Source organism: Martinezella multihospitum, assembly GCF_900094585.1.
In the GTDB taxonomy this organism is placed as follows: Bacteria; Pseudomonadota; Alphaproteobacteria; order Rhizobiales; family Rhizobiaceae; genus Rhizobium; species Rhizobium multihospitium.
This window is the reverse complement of record NZ_FMAG01000014.1, coordinates 16,511-37,923: the sequence shown is the minus strand read 5'-3', so window position 1 is coordinate 37,923 and position 21,413 is coordinate 16,511. Positions and strand designations below refer to the sequence as shown.

21 protein-coding genes are annotated in these 21,413 nt (G+C 55.9%); 8 read left to right on the top strand and 13 right to left on the bottom strand.

The window, feature by feature from the left end; genetic code table 11:
• Positions 1–59: 59 nt before the first annotated feature.
• Positions 60–338, bottom strand: coding sequence for a hypothetical protein (locus tag GA0061103_RS32690; protein ID WP_092719774.1), 279 nt, complete (start codon positions 336–338; stop codon positions 60–62).
• Between the two features lie 76 nt (positions 339–414).
• On the opposite strand from GA0061103_RS32690, the gene GA0061103_RS32685 reads away from it, so the two are divergent.
• The 3 genes from GA0061103_RS32685 to GA0061103_RS32675 all read left to right on the top strand — a co-directional run bounded on the left by GA0061103_RS32685 (position 415) and on the right by GA0061103_RS32675 (position 1,890).
• Positions 415–867 carry a helix-turn-helix domain-containing protein gene (locus GA0061103_RS32685; protein WP_092719978.1) on the top strand — a complete coding sequence of 151 codons (453 nt, stop codon included), beginning with the start codon at positions 415–417 and terminating at the stop codon, positions 865–867.
• A gap of 355 nt (positions 868–1,222) precedes the next feature.
• Positions 1,223–1,516: a type II toxin-antitoxin system ParD family antitoxin gene (locus tag GA0061103_RS32680; protein ID WP_092719975.1), complete on the top strand. Its 294-nt coding sequence runs from the start codon at positions 1,223–1,225 to the stop codon at positions 1,514–1,516.
• A gap of 5 nt (positions 1,517–1,521) precedes the next feature.
• The gene (locus tag GA0061103_RS32675) at positions 1,522–1,890 is read left to right on the top strand and encodes a type II toxin-antitoxin system RelE/ParE family toxin (protein ID WP_092719772.1); all 369 of its coding nucleotides are present in this window, start codon (positions 1,522–1,524) and stop codon (positions 1,888–1,890) included.
• Positions 1,891–1,982: 92 nt separating this feature from the next.
• On the opposite strand, the gene GA0061103_RS32670 is transcribed toward GA0061103_RS32675, so the two are convergent.
• The 4 genes from GA0061103_RS32670 to traA are packed head-to-tail and all read right to left on the bottom strand — an operon-like array spanning position 1,983 to position 7,649.
• Entirely contained in the window at positions 1,983–2,603 is a 621-nt protein-coding gene (locus tag GA0061103_RS32670; RefSeq protein WP_092719769.1) for a TraH family protein, read from the bottom strand.
• An 18-nt stretch (positions 2,604–2,621) separates the two neighbouring features.
• The gene (locus tag GA0061103_RS32665; RefSeq protein WP_092719767.1) at positions 2,622–3,785 is read right to left on the bottom strand and encodes a conjugal transfer protein TraB; all 1,164 of its coding nucleotides are present in this window, start codon (positions 3,783–3,785) and stop codon (positions 2,622–2,624) included.
• On the bottom strand, positions 3,775–4,296 hold the full coding sequence (gene traF, locus GA0061103_RS32660; protein WP_245304945.1) for a conjugative transfer signal peptidase TraF: 522 nt from the start codon (positions 4,294–4,296) through the stop codon (positions 3,775–3,777). Before traF ends, GA0061103_RS32665 begins: the two co-directional genes overlap by 11 nt.
• 41 nt (positions 4,297–4,337) lie before the next feature.
• Positions 4,338–7,649: a Ti-type conjugative transfer relaxase TraA gene (traA, locus tag GA0061103_RS32655; protein WP_092719763.1), complete on the bottom strand. Its 3,312-nt coding sequence runs from the start codon at positions 7,647–7,649 to the stop codon at positions 4,338–4,340.
• Positions 7,650–7,906: 257 nt separating this feature from the next.
• On the opposite strand from traA, the gene traC reads away from it, so the two are divergent.
• From traC to GA0061103_RS35630, 5 genes are all read left to right on the top strand, one after another.
• Positions 7,907–8,200: a conjugal transfer protein TraC gene (gene traC / locus GA0061103_RS32650; RefSeq protein WP_092719761.1), complete on the top strand. Its 294-nt coding sequence runs from the start codon at positions 7,907–7,909 to the stop codon at positions 8,198–8,200.
• Between the two features lie 4 nt (positions 8,201–8,204).
• Positions 8,205–8,420: a type IV conjugative transfer system coupling protein TraD gene (gene traD, locus GA0061103_RS32645; protein ID WP_092719759.1), complete on the top strand. Its 216-nt coding sequence runs from the start codon at positions 8,205–8,207 to the stop codon at positions 8,418–8,420.
• The gene (gene traG, locus GA0061103_RS32640; RefSeq protein ID WP_092719757.1) at positions 8,407–10,332 is read left to right on the top strand and encodes a Ti-type conjugative transfer system protein TraG; all 1,926 of its coding nucleotides are present in this window, start codon (positions 8,407–8,409) and stop codon (positions 10,330–10,332) included. The genes traD and traG overlap by 14 nt, the downstream gene beginning before the upstream one ends.
• Entirely contained in the window at positions 10,325–10,858 is a 534-nt protein-coding gene (locus tag GA0061103_RS32635) for a hypothetical protein (RefSeq protein WP_092719755.1), read from the top strand. The genes traG and GA0061103_RS32635 overlap by 8 nt, the downstream gene beginning before the upstream one ends.
• Positions 10,859–10,951: 93 nt before the next feature.
• Positions 10,952–11,311, top strand: a complete 360-nt coding sequence (locus GA0061103_RS35630; protein ID WP_342588021.1) for a WGR domain-containing protein — start codon at positions 10,952–10,954, stop codon at positions 11,309–11,311.
• Positions 11,312–11,627: 316 nt separating this feature from the next.
• Here the strand turns inward: GA0061103_RS35630 and phnA are convergent, their stop codons facing one another.
• The 8 genes from phnA to GA0061103_RS32590 form a co-directional block, all read right to left on the bottom strand.
• The gene (gene phnA / locus GA0061103_RS32625) at positions 11,628–12,890 is read right to left on the bottom strand and encodes a phosphonoacetate hydrolase (protein WP_092719752.1); all 1,263 of its coding nucleotides are present in this window, start codon (positions 12,888–12,890) and stop codon (positions 11,628–11,630) included.
• A gap of 377 nt (positions 12,891–13,267) precedes the next feature.
• Complete coding sequence (locus GA0061103_RS32620; protein WP_092719750.1) at positions 13,268–14,395, bottom strand: iron-containing alcohol dehydrogenase; 1,128 nt, start codon at positions 14,393–14,395, stop codon at positions 13,268–13,270.
• A 28-nt stretch (positions 14,396–14,423) separates the two neighbouring features.
• The gene (locus GA0061103_RS32615; RefSeq protein WP_141694500.1) at positions 14,424–15,758 is read right to left on the bottom strand and encodes a hypothetical protein; all 1,335 of its coding nucleotides are present in this window, start codon (positions 15,756–15,758) and stop codon (positions 14,424–14,426) included.
• 158 nt (positions 15,759–15,916) lie between these two features.
• Entirely contained in the window at positions 15,917–16,657 is a 741-nt protein-coding gene (locus GA0061103_RS32610; RefSeq protein ID WP_092719743.1) for a metallophosphoesterase, read from the bottom strand.
• A 176-nt stretch (positions 16,658–16,833) separates the two neighbouring features.
• Positions 16,834–18,051, bottom strand: a complete 1,218-nt coding sequence (locus tag GA0061103_RS32605) for an ATP-grasp domain-containing protein (RefSeq protein WP_092719740.1) — start codon at positions 18,049–18,051, stop codon at positions 16,834–16,836.
• On the bottom strand, positions 18,048–18,956 hold the full coding sequence (locus GA0061103_RS32600) for a nucleotidyltransferase domain-containing protein (RefSeq protein WP_092719737.1): 909 nt from the start codon (positions 18,954–18,956) through the stop codon (positions 18,048–18,050). Before GA0061103_RS32600 ends, GA0061103_RS32605 begins: the two co-directional genes overlap by 4 nt.
• Before the next feature lie 28 nt (positions 18,957–18,984).
• Positions 18,985–20,292 (bottom strand): MFS transporter, encoded by a 1,308-nt coding sequence (locus tag GA0061103_RS32595; RefSeq protein ID WP_092719734.1) that lies wholly within the window; start codon positions 20,290–20,292, stop codon positions 18,985–18,987.
• A 55-nt stretch (positions 20,293–20,347) separates the two neighbouring features.
• Positions 20,348–21,340: a peptidogalycan biosysnthesis protein gene (locus GA0061103_RS32590; protein WP_092719731.1), complete on the bottom strand. Its 993-nt coding sequence runs from the start codon at positions 21,338–21,340 to the stop codon at positions 20,348–20,350.
• Positions 21,341–21,413 lie beyond the last annotated feature (73 nt).

Here is a 21,413-nt window from a genome sequence, read left to right as displayed (position 1 = left end):
CCACTTCCTATCCCAGGCGGCACGATGCAGCGGCCAAATTAATCGGGTCGCTCGAAAAATCAGCGAATGATCGATAACTGGTTGAGCTTGGCAAGTGACACCTTGCCTATCCATTCGGGCAGCTTAACTAAACCGACGGTAGGTGTCAGAGTATTTACCATCGGTTTGGACGCCACCCCCAAATCCGACCATGCAGCGTCCGACGGCACAGCGCCCCCAAACAAAGTGTCGTCGGACACTTCCATGTCCAATCCACATTCAACGATCGAGCCGGGATCCGTTGCTGCTTCGGTGTGCGACGTTCGCGTGCAATTTAATATCACTTTCGTGAACGTCATATCAATTTCCTGAAAGCCGGAACGTCTCCCGAAGCCTATGCTTACGACCCTATTGGAAGCGATGGGGACAGCGAAAATGAGCGGAATCTCAGGCGGTCGACACAAATCCAGGAAGCGGACCGCTCCCCTATCAGATTCGCACATTCATCCTGTCGACCAATATGTCGGTCGGCAGATCCGAATCTTGAGAATTCAACTGAATTTGTCTCAGGGAGACCTGGGCAGGGGCATCGGCGTAAGTCTTCAACAAGTACAAAAATATGAAGCCGGCAAAAATCGCGTTAGCGCTTCGATGCTATACGAAATCGCAAGCTGCATGCAGGCGCCAGTAGCGCGGTTCTTCAAAGATTTGCCGCACCCTGGAACTGGCGAGCTTTTTCACCTTTCGTCAGAGGCCGATGAACGCATCGCCTATATCTCTACCGCCGAAGGTCGCCGGCTGATCGAGGATGTCCTACTGCTGCCGCCGCGGGTCAGAAGCCGCATCCTTTCGTTGGTCAGCATCCTCGCGGAAGAGCAACACCTTTGACGGTCGCCACCGCTTTTGAGGGCAAGTTTCTTGTTAGGCAATCCCATTTGCGATCAAGCGGACGTTCTTCTCGAGCTGATTGTCTGATATCCATCCTTTGTCTCGTTGCAGGCATCATTGCTTGAACCAGCGACGTGCGCCCTGTCGCTGCCTGCCACGCGGCGGTGACAGGGCAACTCAAATTGAACAGCCCTGTTGCGCAGACGCTGAGGACAGTGTCTGTCTCATGGTAATCAGCGGGCCTCAATTTCCCCGCCATTCGGCGGGGCAACAGGATAGGTCTGATCAGCCTATTGGCATATTATGCCATATCGGCTATTATCCGGTATGGAAGCAACCCCGGAGGATGTCCCTCATGCCGACGCGGAATGTCGTTCTCACCGAACACCACGAAGCGGTTATCGACCAGTTGGTGAAGTCTGGACGCTACCAAAACGCCAGCGAAGTCATGCGCGAAGGACTGCGTCTGGTCGAACGTCGCGAAGCGCACGAGGCGGCGAAGCTGGAAGCTTTGCGGGAGGCAGCCCATATCGGCTTTGTCGATTTGGATGAAGGCCGATTTACCGATGTACCAGCTGACCAGCTGGATCACTTCATTGCCGGCTTGGGGCGTGAAGCGTCGGCACGGATTCGTAAGTCTGACGCATAACGGAAATGGCCGATTTTCGTCTTTCTGCCGCGGCGCAAGCCGATATCGTGGAAATTCTGGCGCACACGCATGAGCACTTCGGCGAGCTCGCCCGGTTGCGATATGAGTATCTGCTTGTAACGGCGCTGCGCGACCTAGCGACAGATCCTGACAGGATCGGAAGCCTGAGCCGCCCCGAATTGGGTGACAATGTGCGAAGCTATCATCTTCGCCATAGCCGCGAGCGAGCGCGGCATGAAAGTGGAATTGTGCGCCACCCTCGGCATCTTTTGCTGTACCAGATCGTCCAAGCCGATCTGATCGGGATTGGACGTGTGCTCCATGATGCGATGGAGCTCGACCGCCATATTCCCGCCGGCTACGGAGACGAATAACATCAGGCCACCATCGCCGGCATGGTTTAGACGCCTGCCATGTCTGCGTCCAAGCTTCAGCCAAGACTGCCTCCGGACAAACCAGCCCGAGCCTATTCTCCACCAATCCTGGACAGATCGATGCGCATCTCCGCCGATCCAATGGGTTGGGGTTTGTTGTTTTCCGAACCTGCGGCGTTTCCCGTTTCAGGGTTACCGCTGACATCAGCTTCCGTCTGCGCTGCAGGCACTTGTTTTTCTATCGGCAGACTTCCACCTGGATCGGAGGCCAGAAACACATTCCTGCCTTCGAACTCTCCCGTCTTCCACGCGTAGACCGCATCCTCGAGCATCGGCGGGAACGCATCCGCGCTCGTGCGATTCCCATACCACTTGGCAACGATCCGCAAGATCTTGGCAAACATCGCCGTTCCCTTGCGCAGGTTCGCACAGGCATCGACGAGGTCCGGCTGCAGGTCGGACGGATCGGTCACGCCGATGCCAGCCGGCAACTGGGTCAGGCCAACGCGGACAATTGCGCTACCGGCATATTGTCGGATGATCGCCATCGCCTGGTCGACTGATGTTGCCTTGGGAATGAGGATCAGCCGGCCGCCTGACTTCACCGTGACGGCGAGAGGGTCTGCGGAACCGGCCACCGCGACGAACTGCTCGACGATCGCAGGCTTGAGTGTGGGATCGGCGCATTCTTTGATCAGGGCGGTGTCGAGCATGAAGTGTCCTCTCGGCACTCAGGTGTTGACGGAAAAAACAAGCGGCTTTGCGAAGAGCTTTGCCCACGCAACGGTGCTGGCATGCTGGATTTCGGCGATCGATGTCCCCTTGGTCCACCAGCCGTTTCCGACGGCGACGATCAGATCCGGATCGTAAAGCATGGATTGCAATATCGGCCAGACGAGCAGTTGCTCGTAGCAAATGAGGGGTGCGACCCGTTCAGCTCCGACGGACACAATTGGATTGGCAAAGAAATGCGCCCCCGCGCCCTCCGGCTCCCCTAGCCACCATCGCCATGGCTGCCACATCGAACCCGGAACTGGCACGCGCTCACGATAGATGACCTCGCCGCCATCGCCAGTCAGATGGATCAGGACGTTGTCATATCCGCCCGTATTGACGACCACCGCACCCGCGACAATGGATATGCGGGTATCCCGAAGGCCGGCCGTCCAAACTCGTGCAGTGGTGGATGTCCAGAAGCCCAAAGCACTTTCGGGTAGAGCAACCGAGGTCGTGCCGTCCGCCGCAGCTGTCTTCACCGTGGCAATCAGATCACGGTGGCGCTGCAGACTGAGATCACGTCCAAGTGAAGCGCCCAATTCCAGATCGACACCGCGCCACTTGTCGGGTACAGGCGCATCGGTCCACGAAGCGGCGGACCACGCCCAAAAGCCTCCCAAGGCGATTGCGACAGCTGGCCGGAAACGGGTGACGAGGCCCGCAAGGCCGGCTGTCATGGCGGCGAGGCCCCACCATCCCCATCCGGGAAAGAGAATGCCTGCAGCCGTTATCGGATGCGCCCAGCCGGTGATACCGAAGGGTGGAACAGCCATAAGAACGGCTGCGGCAAGGTAGCGAACCGGACGGGCGTTTGCTTGCCTTGTCCAGAGAACCACATGCACGATGACAAAGCTTGTGGAAGCACACAGCCAGAGCGCCAATCCGGGCCAAAAATCCGACGAATAGAAATTAGCCACACCCTGCGGCAAGCCTCGTGACGCAGCAAGGAAGTATCCACTGGAGACGATCGCCGCCACCAGTCGGCTTCGTGCGAGCGACCAAAGCATCGGAAACACCAATACTATTGGCAGTAGCAGGGCCTGGCCGCTCCATCCCATGGTCCCGGCGCCGATCGCAGCTGCGGTCAACAATGCCGGCTGGAGATAATCATGGCGCATGGGTCCACACCTCCTGTGCCAGACCAAGGATGCCGGATGAGGGCAGGGGGCCGAAGTAGCGGGAATCATAGGAGCCTTCGAACGGTGAGTGCACGAAAACGTTGTCCGGCGGAACGATGCCCCCGGGAAAGGGCGTGAGCGGCCGACCCTTCCCATCTCGCGGGGACAGACGGGACGAGGGGATCTCATGACCGTCGACCATGACCGAGGCGCCGATATCGACGCGTTGCCCGGCGACGGCGACCACCATCTTGATCAGCGGTGCTGTTCCGCCTGGGCAAAGACCGGCTCGGAAGTAGCCGCGCATCCTCGCGTCCTGGGTTTCCCATGTCCGCAGAGGACAAATGAACAGCAGATCGCCAACCACTGCTGCCCGATCAAGCGGAACGATGCGCCAAAGGCCAAGTGGTTCACTTGGCGTCAGGTTGATACGGTAGCCGCCGTAATAGGCAAGCGCGGCGAGAAGGCAGACGATTGCCACCGCCACCCACAATACCCATGGGAACGTCATACGGGCCGACGATCCAGATGCATGTCGCGAAGGATCTGGCATCATTTGAGCGATAGCCCCTGGCTTTTTGTCTGGCGCAGCGCATCCGTCTGCTTGAGCGCCTCTGTCGTTCGCTCATGGGTCCCCAGTTGCTGGATCGTCCGCATGGCGTTCCAGGCGGACTGCACTTCAGCTTTCTGTCCAGTTGTCATCCCGGTCGTGACGGTCTCGAAGACCTTGCCGCTGGGTTCCTTTGCTGCGAGAGACAAGAATGTCCTCTCGCCGAAGCGCGCGGAGACAACTCGGGCAAACCCCTCGAGCTCGGCCTTTACCATTTTGTCGGCAAGCGCGTATTCCAGGCTAGCCGGAAGATCGTTGCGGTCGATGGCGTCACGCACGCGTTCGAGGACGGATTTGGCATTGTGCGAGAGCGCGGGGATTTCAATGGCAGCTTGTCTGCGAGCTGCCTGTTCCTCGGCCTGGTATTTGCGTTCCGCCTCGAGCCTCGTCTGCAGATAGCGTTCGAGGTTGCGGGCAAGGGCCAGAGCGTTCACAAGCGCGATCTCTCGATCCCGATTGTCAGTTTTTGCGGCCAATATGCCAGTCTTGCCCTTGAGCTTCCCAAAGCTCTCTGGCTCATTGGCGATCTTGAAGATGGTCGTCGCGGCAACCGTCTGATCCGTCAGCATGGCATCGACATTGACTGCCTTGAAGGCCGCCTCCGGCTGAGCATAGACCAGACGGAAACGCGCCGACACATCCTCCCATTGCGTCTTCAGGCCGGAATCCGAGGCGAGCCTGTCCTCGATCACCTGTTCGATCGATTTCGAGAAGGTCATGATGCCTGACACCATAGGCTTTGCCTCCCGATTTGCGGTCCGGGCGGATTGAGTCGATGCGGTTTTCGCAAGACCAAGCCTGGACGCGACCGCTGTCAGACGGCTGGCGAGATCGGCAAGCTTTGTTTTCTGGCGCAATGTCCAGTCGAGCTGGTCACGCAGCAGCGTGCGCGCCACCTGGACGATGTGCAGGCCGCGTGTTTCGGCAAACCGCAGTGCGTCGCGATAGAGTTTCCCACGCTCGTAGTCGAGCGTCGTCTCCTTGGCGTTTCTCCGTGAGAGAACCTTGGCAAGTCCACCATTAAAGGCGAAGGACCGGCGTCCATAATAGAGCTGCAGATCCTCACGATGGCGGGTCATCGCCACATAGGTCAGGTGGCGGTCGAGCGAGAGTGAGGCAAGCACCCTGATACGATCGACAGTCGCTCCTTGGCTCTTGTGGATCGTCGTCGCATAGCCGTAGTCGACATTATTGTAGAAGTGCTGTTCGACCGTCACGTGCCGGTGATGCTCGCCTTCGCCGATCTCGGCGATGAGGCGGCCCGGCTGAGCCTCTATGATCTTGGCGAGCATGCCGTTCTTGACGCCGAGCGACCCCTCGTTCTTCAGGAAGACGATCTGGTCACCCGCATCGAAACGGCGTTCTCCATCACCGGTTTTGAACACATGTCCTTCACCGACGATGCCGCGCTCAACCAGCTTCTCGCGCGCAAGCACATTCAGCATGCGCACGTCGCGACGCAGATGGGCGAGGATCAGCGTAGACTTCGCCGGATCGTAGCTGTGGTCCCAGTCGGTGATCAGGCTCTGGACAGCTTCAGCCTTCAGGCGCCTGCCCGTGATCCTGGCATTTGCGTTGTAGTTGGCCAGCGCCTTCTCCACATCACCTCGCGCCAGATCGAGCGAGGCCTTGCGCATCCAGTCCTCACGCTGGCGGTAGATCGTCTCAAGTTCGGCGTAACCGATCCGGTCGACGATGGCGCGGAAGGCGGCACCCGCCTCGATCGGCTGCAGTTGTTCCGGATCGCCGACGAGCACGATCTTGGCGCCTGCCTTGACGACAGCATCGACGAAACCGGCCATCTGCCTGGATGCGACCATGCCCGCCTCGTCCATGACGAACACGCATCTGCTGTCCAGCACGTCACGGCCGCCATTCCAGCGCAGTTCCCAGGAAGCGAGCGTCCGGCTCTGGATGCCGGCTTCCTTCTCCAATCCCTCAGCCGCCTTGCCGGCAAGCGCGCCACCGAGGACACGATATCCGGCAAACTCCCAGGCCTCGCGGGCCGCCTTCATCATGGTGGTCTTGCCCGCGCCGGCGCGACCGACAACGGCCACGATGCGGGGAGATCCGGCGATCCGCTCGATCGCGGCTCTTTGCTCTTCTGAAAGGCGCTGATGACGCTTGAACGTCGCGTCGAGGATCGTACCGGACACACCGTGCGTCTCCTTACCCTCAAGCCATATGGCCTGTCGCGCCATCGTCGCCTCCAGCCGGATCATCGCGCGTGTCGTATATCGAGCGGGCATCTTGGCGCCGGTGGCGAACTCGCTCGTCTCACGCTGCAACCGCAAGGTCTCCGGGCTTTGCATGATGCGCGCCATCAAGCTTTGAAACAGACTGGCGTCATCGACATAACGATGTAGGATTTTGGCGACGTCGCGTTCATCGAAGACGCTCTTCTCTCGCGTGATCAGGTCGAGCACGATCTCAGGATTGCGCCGGATGCGTCGAACATTATCGGCGCGCCGCTCCTCCTGCAGCTCCAATCGCTCGAGGGAAGCAGCTTGGTCTGCCTCCGTCGCTTTGCGTTCGATCGCCTTCGTGCCGACACCGAGATGGATCGTGGGGGCAAGATCAATCCCCTGCTTCTGGAACGAGCGGCCATCGATGCGGAGATCAAGACCGGCGAGCGCCAGATGTTTGTTCTGACAGGCAAACCAGCCATCTCGCAAGGCGTTGAAGTCGTCGATACCACCAGCCCAAAGCTCGTAGACGATCTTGCCGGCATCGTTGCGAAGCGGATTGCCGTCTGGTCCGGTTACCGCGACCTTCTTCGAGCCAAAACCCTCTTCGGTCAGCGGCCGTAATGTGGTCATCAGATGCACATGCGGATTGCCGGGCGCATTGTGATAGACCCAATCGGCGACCATGCCTCTCGCGATGATATGTGTCGCCACGAAATCCCGCATCAGCGCGATGTTCTGCTCCGCCGAGAGCTCGATCGGCAAGGCGATGGTGATGTCCTTGGCAAGCTGCGCATCGGCGCGCTTCTCGAATGCCTCGACCTTGTTCCAGAATGCTTCTGATGCGCCGGCAACAAAGCAGTCCGAAATCATTGCCGTCAGCCATTGTGGTGCATCCGCGGGGATTACGAACTCCTCGTGCAGCAAACCCTGCTTGCGGGTGTAATCGATCGCTCGGGCTTCCCGCTCGTACTCCATTTTGGCGCAATGCCGGTAGGCCACGGACAATACGGCGCTGCGGCCGGAGCCGCGGGCGATCATGTTGACGGAGAAGTGCGGGACGGCCACGGTGGTAAAAGCTCCTGATCGCGAACGATATCGATGCGTTCGTCAGGAGCGGTGGCCCCGCCAGGCTGTACTTAGCAACACGTCGCATTAGCGACGTATAATTGCGCCCTTGGAAGCCGTCCTTGCGAACGGCCGGGATCATTCACCAAAGCATCGCCCTTGGCGATTGTCAGAATAACAGTAGTGCGTTCCGCACCATCATCCGGAAGAGTGAGGGTCAAGCCTGATGCTTTCTCACTTAACGGAGACCACCAATCATGAAAAAGCCGTCCTCGAAAATCCGCGAAGAAATCGCAAGACTGCAGGAGCAGCTCAAGGCAGCGGAAACCCGTGAAGCCGAACGCATCGGCCGGGTCGCGTTGAAGGCCGGGCTCGGAGAGTTCGAAATCGAGGAGACGGATTTACAGGCGGCCTTCGAGAAACTGGCCGAGCGGTTTCGGGAAGGAGACGCAGGATCGACCGCAGAGGCGAGGGGAGGGGCAGGCCGTAATGCCACGCAATCAGCGCCGGTCGCGTCTGGCGCGGTTCCGAGCGGCGTTGGCGAGGCTTGAGCGGATGGCACGCACGACGACATCCGATGCCCGCAAACAAGACACGCGGGAAAAAATCGAGCTCGGAGGACTAATCGTCAAGGCAGGCCTTCGCTATGAGAAACGCGCACTATTGCTCGGCGCGCTGATCGAACTCAGCCAGCGCCTGAAAGAGGACGGGGGCGAGCGGGCACGACTGACGGCTATCGGCGCCAAGGCTTTTGCCAATGAGTCCGAATAGGATTGCGCTGGTCGCCGTTCCGATCTTGCTGATGATCCTTGTCACTGTCGGGATGACGGGCATCGAGCATTGGCTATCGGCCTTCGGCAAGGCGCAAGCATCACGCCTCGCGCTCGGGCGAATTGGATTAGCCATGCCGTATACCGCATCGGCAGGCGTCGCCATCGTCTTCCTGTTCGCAGTCGCCGGCTCGGCCCATATCCGATTTGCCGCATGGGGCGCCGTTGCTGGGTGCCTTGTCACCGTTTTGATCGCAGCGGTGAGGGAGACATTACGTCTTACTGGGCTTGTCGATATGGTACCATCCGGCAAATCGATCTTCGTCTATCTCGATCCGGCGACAACGATCGGAGCAGCCGCAGCGCTCATGGCCGGTTGCTTTGCGTTGCGCGTGGCACTTCTCGGCAATGCCGCCTTCGCCCGACCTGAGCCGAAGCGGATTCGCGGGAAAAGGGCCATGCATGGAGAGGCGGACTGGATGACGCTGCAGGAGGCGCAAAAGCTCTTTCCGAACGCCGGTGGCATTGTCGTCGGCGAGCTCTATCGCGTCGACAGGGACAGCACCGGGCGCCAGGCTTTCCGCGCCGATAGCCCGGAGACTTGGGGCGCCGGCGGCAAGTCGCCGCTGCTATGCTTCGATGGTTCTTTCGGTTCATCGCACGGCATCGTCTTCGCCGGTTCGGGTGGCTTCAAGACAACCTCCGTCACAGTCCCGACAGCACTCAAATGGAGTGGCGCGCTGGTGGTTCTCGACCCTTCGAATGAAGTCGCACCCATGGTCATTGATCATCGGCGAAGAGCTGGGCGCGACGTCCATGTCCTCGACCCGAAGAAGGCTGAGACCGGGATCAACGTTCTCGACTGGATCGGGCGATACGGCGGCACGAAGGAGGAAGATATCGCCTCCGTCGCGTCATGGATCATGAGCGACAGCGGACGTGCAAGCGGCGTCCGCGATGACTTCTTCCGTGCCTCCGGACTGCAGTTGCTGACCGCGCTGATTGCCGACGTCTATCTGTCCGGACACACTTCATCCGAAGATCAGACGTTGCGCCAGGTTCGTCGCAACCTTGCGGAACCCGAGCCAAAACTACGCCAGCGCCTGCAGGAGATCTATGACGGTTCGAGCTCGGAGTTCGTGAAAGAGAACGTTGCCGCCTTCGTCAATATGACACCCGAAACCTTCTCCGGTGTCTACGCCAATGCAGTCAAGGAAACACACTGGCTGTCCTACGAAAACTATGCGGCGCTGGTTTCCGGATCGAGTTTTGCGACCGACGATCTTGCCGCTGGCAATGTCGACGTCTTCATCAATATCGACCTCAAAACCCTGGAGACGCATGCCGGCCTGGCGCGCGTCATCATCGGCTCGTTCCTGAATGCCATCTATAATCGCGATGGCGAGATGAAAGGTCGGGCGCTCTTCCTTCTCGATGAGGTCGCGCGGCTCGGCTACATGCGCATTCTGGAAACCGCGCGAGACGCCGGCCGCAAGTATGGCATCACGCTGACGATGATCTATCAATCGATCGGCCAGCTGCGCGAAACCTATGGCGGCCGCGACGCCTCCAGCAAATGGTTCGAGAGCGCAAGCTGGATCTCCTTTGCCGCAATCAACGATCCGGAAACGGCCGATTACATCTCCCGGCGCTGCGGCACGACCACGGTCGAGATTGACCAGGTCAGCCACAGTTTCCAATCGCGCGGATCGTCGCGAACACGCTCGAAACAGCTTGCTTCGCGACCGCTCATCCAGCCTCACGAAGTTCTGCGCATGCGCACCGACGAGCAGATCGTGTTCACGGCAGGCAATGCACCGCTCAGATGCGGCAGGGCCATCTGGTTCCGGCGCGATGATATGAAGAGCTGCCTTCGCCAGAACAGGTTTCGGGAGGTCGGAAAGGATGTCTGAAGCCAACGTTGTCGACCCGGCGCACAGTGCAACCAGCAAGGCCGATCCAGAAAATGAAGAGTATCGGAGAAATCAGCGACGCGGCGCCCAACGGGCGGGGTTTCGGGAATTCTCGTCGTGCAGGGGCGGGGGACAGCGCAGCCGCGGGAGCCTCAACATAGTGGCCCGGAGGGGAGGCGGGACCGACTGCGCACCCGATCCTGCATACCGCTTTGCCGACCTTTGTCGTCTCAGGAAAAAATCGGATACTATCCCCCTGAAATATCATGAGGAATTGACGCCTATGGAGCTACTTTTTACCCTGGCTGGATTAGTTTCAATTGTCGTGGCGCTCTACATTCTGCTGTCACAGAGAGGAAAGCGCCTTTCTTTCAAGGTCAAGTGCTTGATCTTCAGTGCGCTCGTATTTTGCATGACGGCATTGTGGTGCATTGTCTACGGACCGGAGCTATCGATCCTGATACAGGCGGGTGTCATTATCGTCGTCGCAACACTTGCCGGCTTTTTGTCCTCTCACAAACCCTAGTCTTCAATGTGTGGTGCTGATCTGATCTGGTGAGAACTAGATTCGCAGGCATCTGCGCGAACCGGAGATGACCGTTCGCATATCATCACCGATATGAATCGATCCATGCCGACCGATTCATATCTGTCGTTGGACGCGATTTCCGAGATCGCCGATTCCGATCCCATGATCGCACAAGCTTATCACGCCTACGTCGAACGCGTGGATGCTTCGAGGCATATGGCCCACTTTTATGCGATGTCGATCGAAGTAAACCTCTTCGGAGAGGTTTGCCTTCTCCGCTATTGGGGCCGTATCGGGACGCGAGGGCAGATGACGGCCCACCATTTCAGGCGTGAAGAGGCATCCCTGCCGGGACCGAGGCTGGTCCATTCCGTTAAGACCGTTGCACTACGAGTTTGCCCGGAGCGTGCGAGACATACATTGGAAGGACTGTCCCGCGAAGCACCATAATGCGGCGACCTATGTCGACCGCGTAGACGACCATGCTCCCGGCAAACAACCTCCCGCACCTAAAAGGCGCCGGCAAATCTCGCTATTAGACGACGATCTTACGCTTTTCGCGCGGATGGGACCCGAGTTTTGAAAGCGGAGGAGTACGAAAGGCCTCGCGCGCATACGACTCGTCCTCGGCAGGGACGGTTCCGACCACGGCGTAGTTCCAAGGGTAGCGGACTTCGTCCCTTTGGCGTCGATCTGCTTTCCAGCGATCCGCATTGGCATGCGGCGGACGCCGAAGTCCTTTTCGATCTTCGTCATCGCTGTCTCCTCAACTCGCCGGCTGCGCGGCAGCTACAACGGCGTAGTAGAAGGCATCGAAATTGCGGAGTGATCCTGCTGAAAGAAGTTCGGGAATCTTGCGGTTGACGATGAACGGCACCCGTTGCTCGGTCAAGCCGCCGTGCGACCTCAGAGGTTCCTTCAGCGCGGCCAGGTCGTGCCTATGCTCGTTCGTTCCAAGTGCCTTGTTCTCCGAGGAGATCATGACGATGTCGCCGATCCGGTCGTCGGGCAGTTCGAACCGCACGCAGGCTTCTGCGCGTGGCAAAACAAGATCCATCCCCTCGATCGCTGACAGTCGCGCGATGATCTCCTCGCGGTCCACGTCTGCGGGAAGGTAGGCGGTTGCGAAAGATCCAAGTGCACCGTGATGGACGACGTAAGGGTCCGTGATCGGAAGGATCACGCGTGCCTTGTCCTTGCCGAGCCACTCGTCAAGAACGGTCTGCACATAGATCACGTCAGGCGAGCCGTCACTCTTGTGCTTGGGCTTCATGCCGTGGTCGGCCGTGACCACGATCGCGGCGGCCAAATCGTCGAGTTCCGCGAGGTACTTGTCGAACATTGCGTAAAAAGAATTGGCTTCGGGAACGCCAGGCGCGTACTTATGCTGAACGTAGTCGGTCGTCGTCAGATACATGATGTCAGGCCGGAATTCCTTGAGGAGCTTCACACCGGCGGCGAAGACGAACTCCGAAAGATCGGCCGAATAAACTTCTGGAACGGGGCGGTCCAGCCAAGCAGATGCATTGTCGATGCCATTTTCGTCCTTCGTGGTCTTGTCGGACCGCTCGGACGAGAAGCAGACGGCACGACCTTCCTCGAAGCTCAATCCTTTGCCGAGAAGCGCTCTGAGCTTGTCCTTCGCAGTCACAACCGCCACCTTCGCGCCTGCGTCGTAGAAGGCCTTGAAGATGGTAGGTGCGCGCAGAAAGCGGGGGGCATTCATCATGACCTCCTTGCCAGTCTGCGGCTCATAGTGGTAGTTCCCGCAAATACCATGGACTGAAGGTGGACGGCCGGTCGCGATCGACAGATTGTTGGGATTGGTGAAACTTGGGATGACACTGAGCGCAGTGCGTTTTGTTCCGATCGCACGAATACGCTTCAGGGTGGGCATCAGGCCCGCTTCGATGGCGGCCTCGATATAGTCTGGTTCGCAGCCGTCGAGGCAGATTGCGATCGCCGCGACTTGCGGCCAGGGATACGAGCGTCGGTTCACGCTCACGGTCATCTTGGATATCTGGTTCATGTGAATTGGCTCCGTGCTTCTGTCAGGCTGCGAGGTGAACGCGGCCTATGATGGATTGGCATTGTCGACATCCATTCCCTTGAAGTTCTTGAGATGTGCGTGGGGTGCATGCCCTTGCGATCAGGGCCGTCGCAGTAGCAGGGCCTAAGTGGATTCTGAATCGTCACAAGACATACCCTGGGTTGCGCACAATGAAGAGGACGCTGATGCTCTTCGCCGACATTCATGTTCCGCAATGGGCCATAGGTGCACGAGAGCAGGTGGGCTGACGACCGGCGATCCTCTATGGGTTCGTGGCCATCGATCCGAACAATCACGACGTTGCCTTCTCTCAGCTAGAATTTCTACGCTGGGAATATCCACCTAAGTTGGGCGGCCTATCTTCGGTCACTATCAAGTCTATACATGTGGGTATTGTCGGAGAGTATCCGCGAAATTGGCGACTTGGCTAGACGGTCCATGTCCAGTTTCGGTGTTATTACCTTCGGTAAAGGTTCAAGATAGGTTCTGTCCAACGTGGGCTCCAAGCCAATGCTTTCAAGAAAGCAGTCCCACGCCTTGGCGAAGCCGAGGTTGTTGGGATCAAGTTGCGCTTTTAGCCATACCAGTTTTGGACCATAGGCCATCTTCAGATCATCACATCGATCGATCTCGTTGCTGAACAGCTCCAGGTAATTTGCCATGCCCAGCGCAACAGCATGCCCGTGGGATATCCCAAATTCGCTGGTGAGATAATACGAAAACGCGTGGGGCGCAGTCGTGCGTGTAACGTTTATTGCTCGGCCGGCGAAATGGGAAGCGCACAACATCGATTGCATGGATTCATTATCACGGCGCGCGGTTAGAAGTGGCAGGACCACCAGAGCGGTAGAAATCGCTTGGCGCGCGAACTCGTCGCTCTGTGATACTGCGTTCACGTTTAGAAGCGCCTCAATCCCCTGGCACAACGCATCTACTCCACTAGTCGCCAATTGATAAACGGAAGCGGAGATACATAAACGGTGGTCCAGTATCGCTGCCCTCGGTTTTAGCCCTTCGTGATCTAGAGACATTTTCCTGCCTCCTTCCCAGCACACCGCGAAACGGGTGGCTTCACTTCCCGAGCCCGCAGTCGAGGGCACTGCAATGATATTTATGGCAGAGCGTGAGGCGGGGTTATCAGCCAACCAATAATGGGCGATAATCTTTGCGCCATCGATCACTCTGCCGCCTCCGACCGCGATCAAAACTATCGCTTTGTCGCGCTTCCACTCTGCCACCTTGAGTCCTGCGAGGAATGTAACGTAGTCCGCAGCAGATGGCCGCGAACCAACTAGTCTGACAATGGGGGCGACTAGACGGGGGTCGTGTTGCGAAAGCTGGCCGAGCAGATCTGCAGCGCCTGATTGGACAAAACTTTCGCCTCCGACCACGAAGATGATCTGGGCAGCAACGTCCAGATCATCCATAACTGTGCTCAAGTCACCGAGGCTAGAATAAGCACCACTCTCATTGAACAGCTCCATAATAGACTGGCGCCCATCCTAGAGTAGGTTAATACCAGAGTGCTGCGTCTTTGCGCAGTCTGGTCAGTGCCGCTTCACCGCAGCCTAGAGCCTCTATATTGGTTGTTCCATACAAATTACCTGCAACCCGCAAGGCCAACAATTTCCCCTTATTGGAACCACTACCCGGACCCTCAGTGGCCTGAAATGCAACACGGACGTACGGCTTTACATAAAGAGACGCATGTGGCTCCAACACGACAGTTGTATTCGCGTCTTCCGATGCAATTTCGACTTCCACGGATGTGTGCCCAATATTATAAAAAAACTGGTGCAAACGGGTCTCGATGTCCGAACGCTGTTCTTTGTCTCCACCAACGGAAAATTCAAGGGCTCTGGCGAACGGCGTGGTCAGTGACCCCGCCAACTCCTTGACAGTCAGGTTTGAACCTATGCGCCAGGTCCGGTTTGATCCAGCGTGAAGAACTTGCGAGTCCGGTGGCATAACTTCGCGAGGCAGCAACTCGATTGGCGAAACACGGAGCGCGGATGCGATCTTTAATCGCTCGCCGTCCGTCATATCGACTTCGCCCGCGGCAATCGCCTCGATACGGGAAGGCTCGATATCTGCCAGTCGAGAAAGCTCATCGAGAGGTAGTGAGGCATCACCTGCGAGATCTCTCAAAGGCAAATAGCCTTTGCTTGTAACGTTGCCCGCAAGACGCTGAGCTGCGGAGTCCGGGAGCGTGCTGAGCTCGCTTTGCGCGTCGCCATATAGGGGCCCAGCAAAGGTTAGCGCCAGAATATATGCTTCTTCGTCTGAACGTTTAGCAAATGAATGCGGAATATAGCGGCCCAAGAAACTTGAGTCGCCTGTGTTCATCTCCACACAGACCCGATTGCCTCGGTCCTCATAATAGAAATTCACCTTCCCGACGAAATAAGTAATTTGATAGAAGAAATGTCCTGTGTTCCAGCGAACAGCAGGATTGCTTGGATCAGCATCATTGACCGTCACCAGCATCTCAACGAGCTCTGGTCGTATAGGGCTTACGGTACTCATTGCGCTATCACGATAGTTGAAGTAGCGCTCTCCGCGCCGTGCAATGCACCGCTCGCTAGATTTGGAGGCCGCCGCAGACATTTTAACAAAGCCTGACGGAGCATCGTCACGTACTGCGAAAAACTCTCTCTCGCTGACTGGCCACTTATCTACAGCACGTGCCAAGATATCTATAGCATCGGCATTCGACCCGCTCATAAATGCTTGAAACCGCTCGAGAGAGACGCCGAGCTCCTCGGCGGCGAGCTCGTCGTTACGCTTAATGGAATTCAACAAAATTCGACGGACTGCCGCCTCTTTCACCTCATGTGCATTAACCATGTCCAACACTCCCATGTAAATTCTCTGTATTTCAAGTCATTGGATCAGGAATAATCCCGGAGAAACCATCTTTTCGTTTGGCATAAATATGAAGTGAATCGATATAATCGGTTGAAGACCAAATGGTTTCGGGGAGGAATTTAATGCCACAGATCTAGTCACCCGGATCCAATACTTATGTGGCTGCTAACTAAATGTCCTGAGCGAAGATCGTGGATCATCAGAGATGGAGGATCTGTGACAGGCGGGTTTCGCCAGCTGTCAAGCAAGAGAGGATTTGCGGGGCAAATAGATCCACATATGTAGCTTGGAACGCCAGCAATGACACTTGCCATCGGACGATGGACGTGGCCGCTGGAAATGGCAATTGGTCTAGTCTCACGTCTTACAATTAACTCTTCAAGCTTCTGAAAGCCCTGACACATAGAGACATCGATAACATCTATTCCAGTAGGAAATAGATGCTGATGAGTGAAAATTATTGCTTTGCTTCCACGATCCGCATTAAGCTTATTCTCAAGCCAATCAATATGACACTCGATGTTGCCGTGAGCCTCTCCAGCAACGGTAACATCGAGACAAATAGCTCTAATTCCGCCAAGGTTTAGCTCGGTGTGAAGGGCTGAAGATCCCTCCCAACCATAGGTGCCGGCGAACAAATTACGCATCATCAAAGGGTCATCGGAATTCCCTGGTATGACACTGATCGGGGACCCAATCCTCTCCAATATGACCTTTATTTCTCTATAGCCGTCGCTCCAGCCGTTGTCGGTCAGATCGCCCGTTACGATGATTGCATCGGGTCGAACGCAGCAGAGCCAATTCACCGCCGAATCTAGGCGAGCAAGATTGCCGTTATCAATACTGGCGTGTACATCGCTGATTTGAGCAATGAGCATATTGACCTCACAACTTATAGGGTCACCGGGGCTCGCACTTTAACTCAAGATCAATGCGTACGCCGTAAATGTCAACCCTAGATGGCGATTTCCGTGTTACTAAACGGGCGGTTTCTTTGTTTTTTCCGATGCACCAAATACTGAGGAAGGAATCCAAGATCACCTGAAAGCTATCGTCAGCGACCCGCTGACGATAGCTGCGAAGAAATATGCTCGATTGCGATCTCAAGGCGCTCCGTGACTTCAACTGCGCTTAAACCCGTCACGGATACGATGCACACGGCGTCACTCCAATCCTGAGGAACATCTAGTATCTCCCCAGGCCTGGCAAGAATTTGAGTCTCTATCACCCAAGGGGCGTCGGGAGCTCTGACTTCCCCTACCAGCTGCCCGGGCGTACCGTAAATCATCACATAACCGGTCATGGCATTAGAGACATTCATAGATGCAGGTACTGCGCCCTCCAGGTGTGATTGGAGCACAATCTCATCCAAGTTGTAACCTGTGCGGTGTTGAAAACTTGCGATAACTCCGCCGCCCCCGGCACGTGCGCCAATCTCGCAGAAGTAAATCCCGTCCTCAGCTTTAAACACTTCCAAATGCGTGACGCCGCGAAACGCAGGAAATTGCGCCATCACACGTGTGTTGAAGTCAAGCAACTCATCAAGTAAATCGCTCGGCTCAATCGAAACATCCCGATACGGTCGAGACGTTTCAAAATTTGAAGGAGGATCGATGCTCAGCCCGGCGGTAGCAGCAACTACCTTTCCGCAATCTACAATACTGTCGATATGAAAAAGCTGACCTGAAATAAACTCCTCTACCTCGTAGTCGGGCAGATCATCTTTGTACCTTTGTTCGAAGGTGTCAGCATCTCGGACAGTGTCCAAGAATACTATTCCCTTTGATCCTGCTCCGAACCGTGGCTTAGCGACAACCCTTTTATATCGGGAAAGCAGGTCCCGTGCGGCTTGTGGTGTATATTCCGCAAATTCAGGAACTCGCAAACCACCCGCTGCCACCGCTTCCTTCATCAAGACCTTATCTCTAAAAGGCAAAGTCTCCGCTAATGTCATCCCAGGAAGCGAAAGCTCTTCTCTTAATTTTGCTGCGTGAAGAAGATACCTCTCGGTGACCGCAACAATTCTCCGCGCTGGAACTCCATTAAGATTAAACATCAGCTTCGCACCACTGAGGAATGCTGAGTGATCAGATCTCGGCAGCGCCAATACTGCCTCTATCTCCTCGCCCTCAACCTCGTGCAACTTGTCCGTAGCAGTTACGAGACGGACGCTAAAGCGACCACTTGAAAGATATGTACTCCGGGGCGCCTTGTAGAAAGAGTAACCGACTCGATCGATCACGATTACCGGTTCTGCGGCTTTGGTGGTCATAGGGTGCCTCCCAAGGCCGTCAGCTTCGGCCAACTCGCAGAGTATGGTTCCAACATTGCAAAGATCTTGTACTGAGTTCCCGTCGATCTGAGATAGAGAAGAAAATCGTCGGCACTCAACTCGATAAATTTTCGTCCATCCGCGATCGGCATATGATCGATTTTCAGCATGCGATCGACATCCTGCAGTACTCGAACGTTAAAGCCTGCATCGGCCAATCTTTTTGATCGCGAACGTATGTGCTTGATGCCGTAGGTTATAGGTCCAAATGCGTTCAGCGCCGCGAGAGAGAGCGACTCCGCAGATGCCCGAAGCATTAACAAATTTTCTGGCGACCCAAGCACCTGGCTATCTTCGAGAAGGCTCATTGCCATAATAAAGTTGAGGGCGACCGCAGCACGTTTAAATTCATCAAGGTGAAAGCCGCCCCTCATCGTTCTTATTGTTTCCCCACCTAACAATGGAACTCCGGTAACAAATCGGTGGGCAAGACGGAGCTCAAGCGCCTGAAAGTTAGCGACAGCAGGCGGAGTAGATCTATCCGCACGATTCGCTATCTGGGCTAGCTCACGCACCTTTATTTCTGAGACGTACTCAATATTGACAGAGACTTCTCCAACTTCGACGTCGTAACTATCACCGAATATCGATGGATGGTTGGAAACTTCCGGCAGTCGACCAACTGACCCCTGAGTGATGATGAGGATGTCCAGATCAGACGTTGGATTGTGCTCACCTGATGCATATGAACCAGTTAGCAACACGGGTTCTCCGGGAGAACGATCTAGCACATGCCCCAAGTTTGCCGCTGTGAGCCCCCTGCCTTGCAAATAATGGATGGTTTGCGGCGAGAGCGAGGTTGCCCAATTCGTTTCCAGTTCAATAACGTCTTCAGAACACAGCATCACGTGACGTCCTGTCGTTGGATAGCAGTTAGGAGGCGACCGGTTTGTCGCCGTTCATATTTTCGATCTGGAGTGCACGAACGCTCGGTGACAAACTGGCTAGGAAAACAGCGAACGCCACAGTCAAGCCGGCCACGATAAGCGTCTGTGAGACACCAAAATGGACCGAAGACTGACCGATCAGCAAAACACCAAGAGGCATTAAGCCGTCAAAGGCCAAAAATTCGAAGCTGCTTACTCGACTTAGAAGCTTGGTAGGAACTTGAGATTGAACGAGGGCGGGATAAAGAGAATTGAACCAATGCATTCCTACCCCATATGCAATAGCCAAGAAGGGCGTGAACAAACTGTCTCCCAAGGCGCCGACCAAGGCTAACGATAGCGACATCATCATTAGCATTATAAATAGTGGCGTTGCCACGCCGCGAATATTCATACGGCTTAAGATAGCCGCACCGATCAGCGCGCCCAAGCCTTGAAGGGTGTAGAATGTTCCTAAGAGCGATCCAGTCGATCTATCGCCGGCAAGGATCAATGGTACGGAAACATCTAGCCCTCCCGTAAACATCGCATTGGCGACCGCAGCTGTGGCGAGAGTTATCCAAAGCCACCTCACAGATAAAATGTATCTCAGACCTTCGAACATTTCTTCGATGAGTGAGCGGCCCGCTTTCCCCCCACTTATTCGTGCCTCATCGGACGATCCAGCGAACGGAATGGCCCACAGTGCTACCGCTGAAGCAGCAAACGTCAAGCTGTTGAATAGGAAGGCGAACTGCGGGCCACTATGATCGACCAAGAGCGCCCCAAGCATCGGCCCCCCAATGATTGCAATTTGTCTGCCAATAGAAATTGCTGAGTTTGCCGAGAGAAGTTTGTTTTTCGGCACAAGCTGAGCCATGAACCCGAAGCCGATAGGCTCGAAAAGCCCTCCGGCGACACTTGCTGCAAAGGCCAGAGATATAACTGGCCAAACCTCATCCGAGATAGAGGCAGCGAAAGCTCCAGCAGCCATCGCGAGGAATCTGGCTATGTCCAGATAAATCATCACATTTTTGCGTGATCTCGTCCAGTCGCCAATAATACCTCCGAGAAGGTAAGACATGATCGTAGGAATCAGAAGAATAGCGACGATGTTTGAGAGTGCGGAGGCTCCCTCACTTCGCTCAAGAATAAATAGTATCAGAGAAATTCGAAAGGTATACTGACCAAGCAGAGATATTGTTCTACCCAGCCAAAGACGTCTAAACCCCGGAGCAACATAGCTTTCACGAGGGTCCAAAATTAAGAAAGCCGAAAGAGCGCCTTTGACGATACTGTTCTTTAAAGTGCTCATGGCTTCTCCTAGTGACTTAAGATATCACCGCACTCTCCAGAGCGCGGCTTCTCAACTACAGATATGAAGCTGCTTCTTCGAAAGACGTTACTCCCCCTTGCTTAAGGGGAATTGCGTGGCCATACAGAGTAATGGGGATGCAGCCCCGAGCTTCTTTTGTTTCTCGATGTCCGATCCCATAATCAATTTCATCGCATACAGCTGCGGGATTATGCCTGATGATCGCATAATAGGTCGCCGCTAAATGGGCGTACGGCACTTTTCTGCCACTCTCCGTTAGAGAACTGTACAATGCGTTCAAGCATCGACCATCGCGCAGGCACAAGCAGCTAGCCTCAAGCCGGCGTTCTGCTAGGCCTCCATAAGCGATCACGTTGGAGCCGAAGGCGGCGATCAATGATTTCAGACGGGACAATTCAGCTTCAGAAGAAGCACTTTGGCCGTACCGCTGGAGCACCGCGCATCGACCTTCCACGATATCATCCACGAATTCGCTCGCAGGGAACTCACCAAAGGACAACTCGTCGGCAGCGCGGCGCCATTCCTTGCGAAACTCAACTCGCTTCTTTGATGGCAACTTGCCTAGGTAACCATCCCAGTTATCCCAAGTGACTTTGAGGATAGATCTCGTTGCGAGACTATAGCTCACACCGCTGAGCTCTCTTACCGCGGAATGGATAGTTGGGTTTGTTGTGTACAGGATATGAACCGAGCTCAGACCCAGCGCCCTCGCCCAATCAACGATTTCTACCAGAACACAGGACGCAACCTTCTCATCAAAAACGTTCGCACCAGCAGGATCCCCAACATAACCGGGAGCAACCAAAACGAGCGCAGGTAGAGTAGGCGGATAACCCTCTCTGACAGATTTTAGATAATCGATACGGCGAATGCTATCAGCAATTGGAAAGACAGGTTCATCCCGCCAGAAAATCGCTGCGGGATTGTAAGCCTCGTACGCGTTTGCATCCTTCACAATTGTCCCAATAAAGCCAATCTTTTGGTCGGATATAACAGTGTATAAATCACCTGGGAGCCGGCTTGCCATCGCACTCAGCCATGAGGTGCCGTGCGTCGGAGACCGTGCCCTCAAAGACGCCCACTCAACCGCATTGAAACCG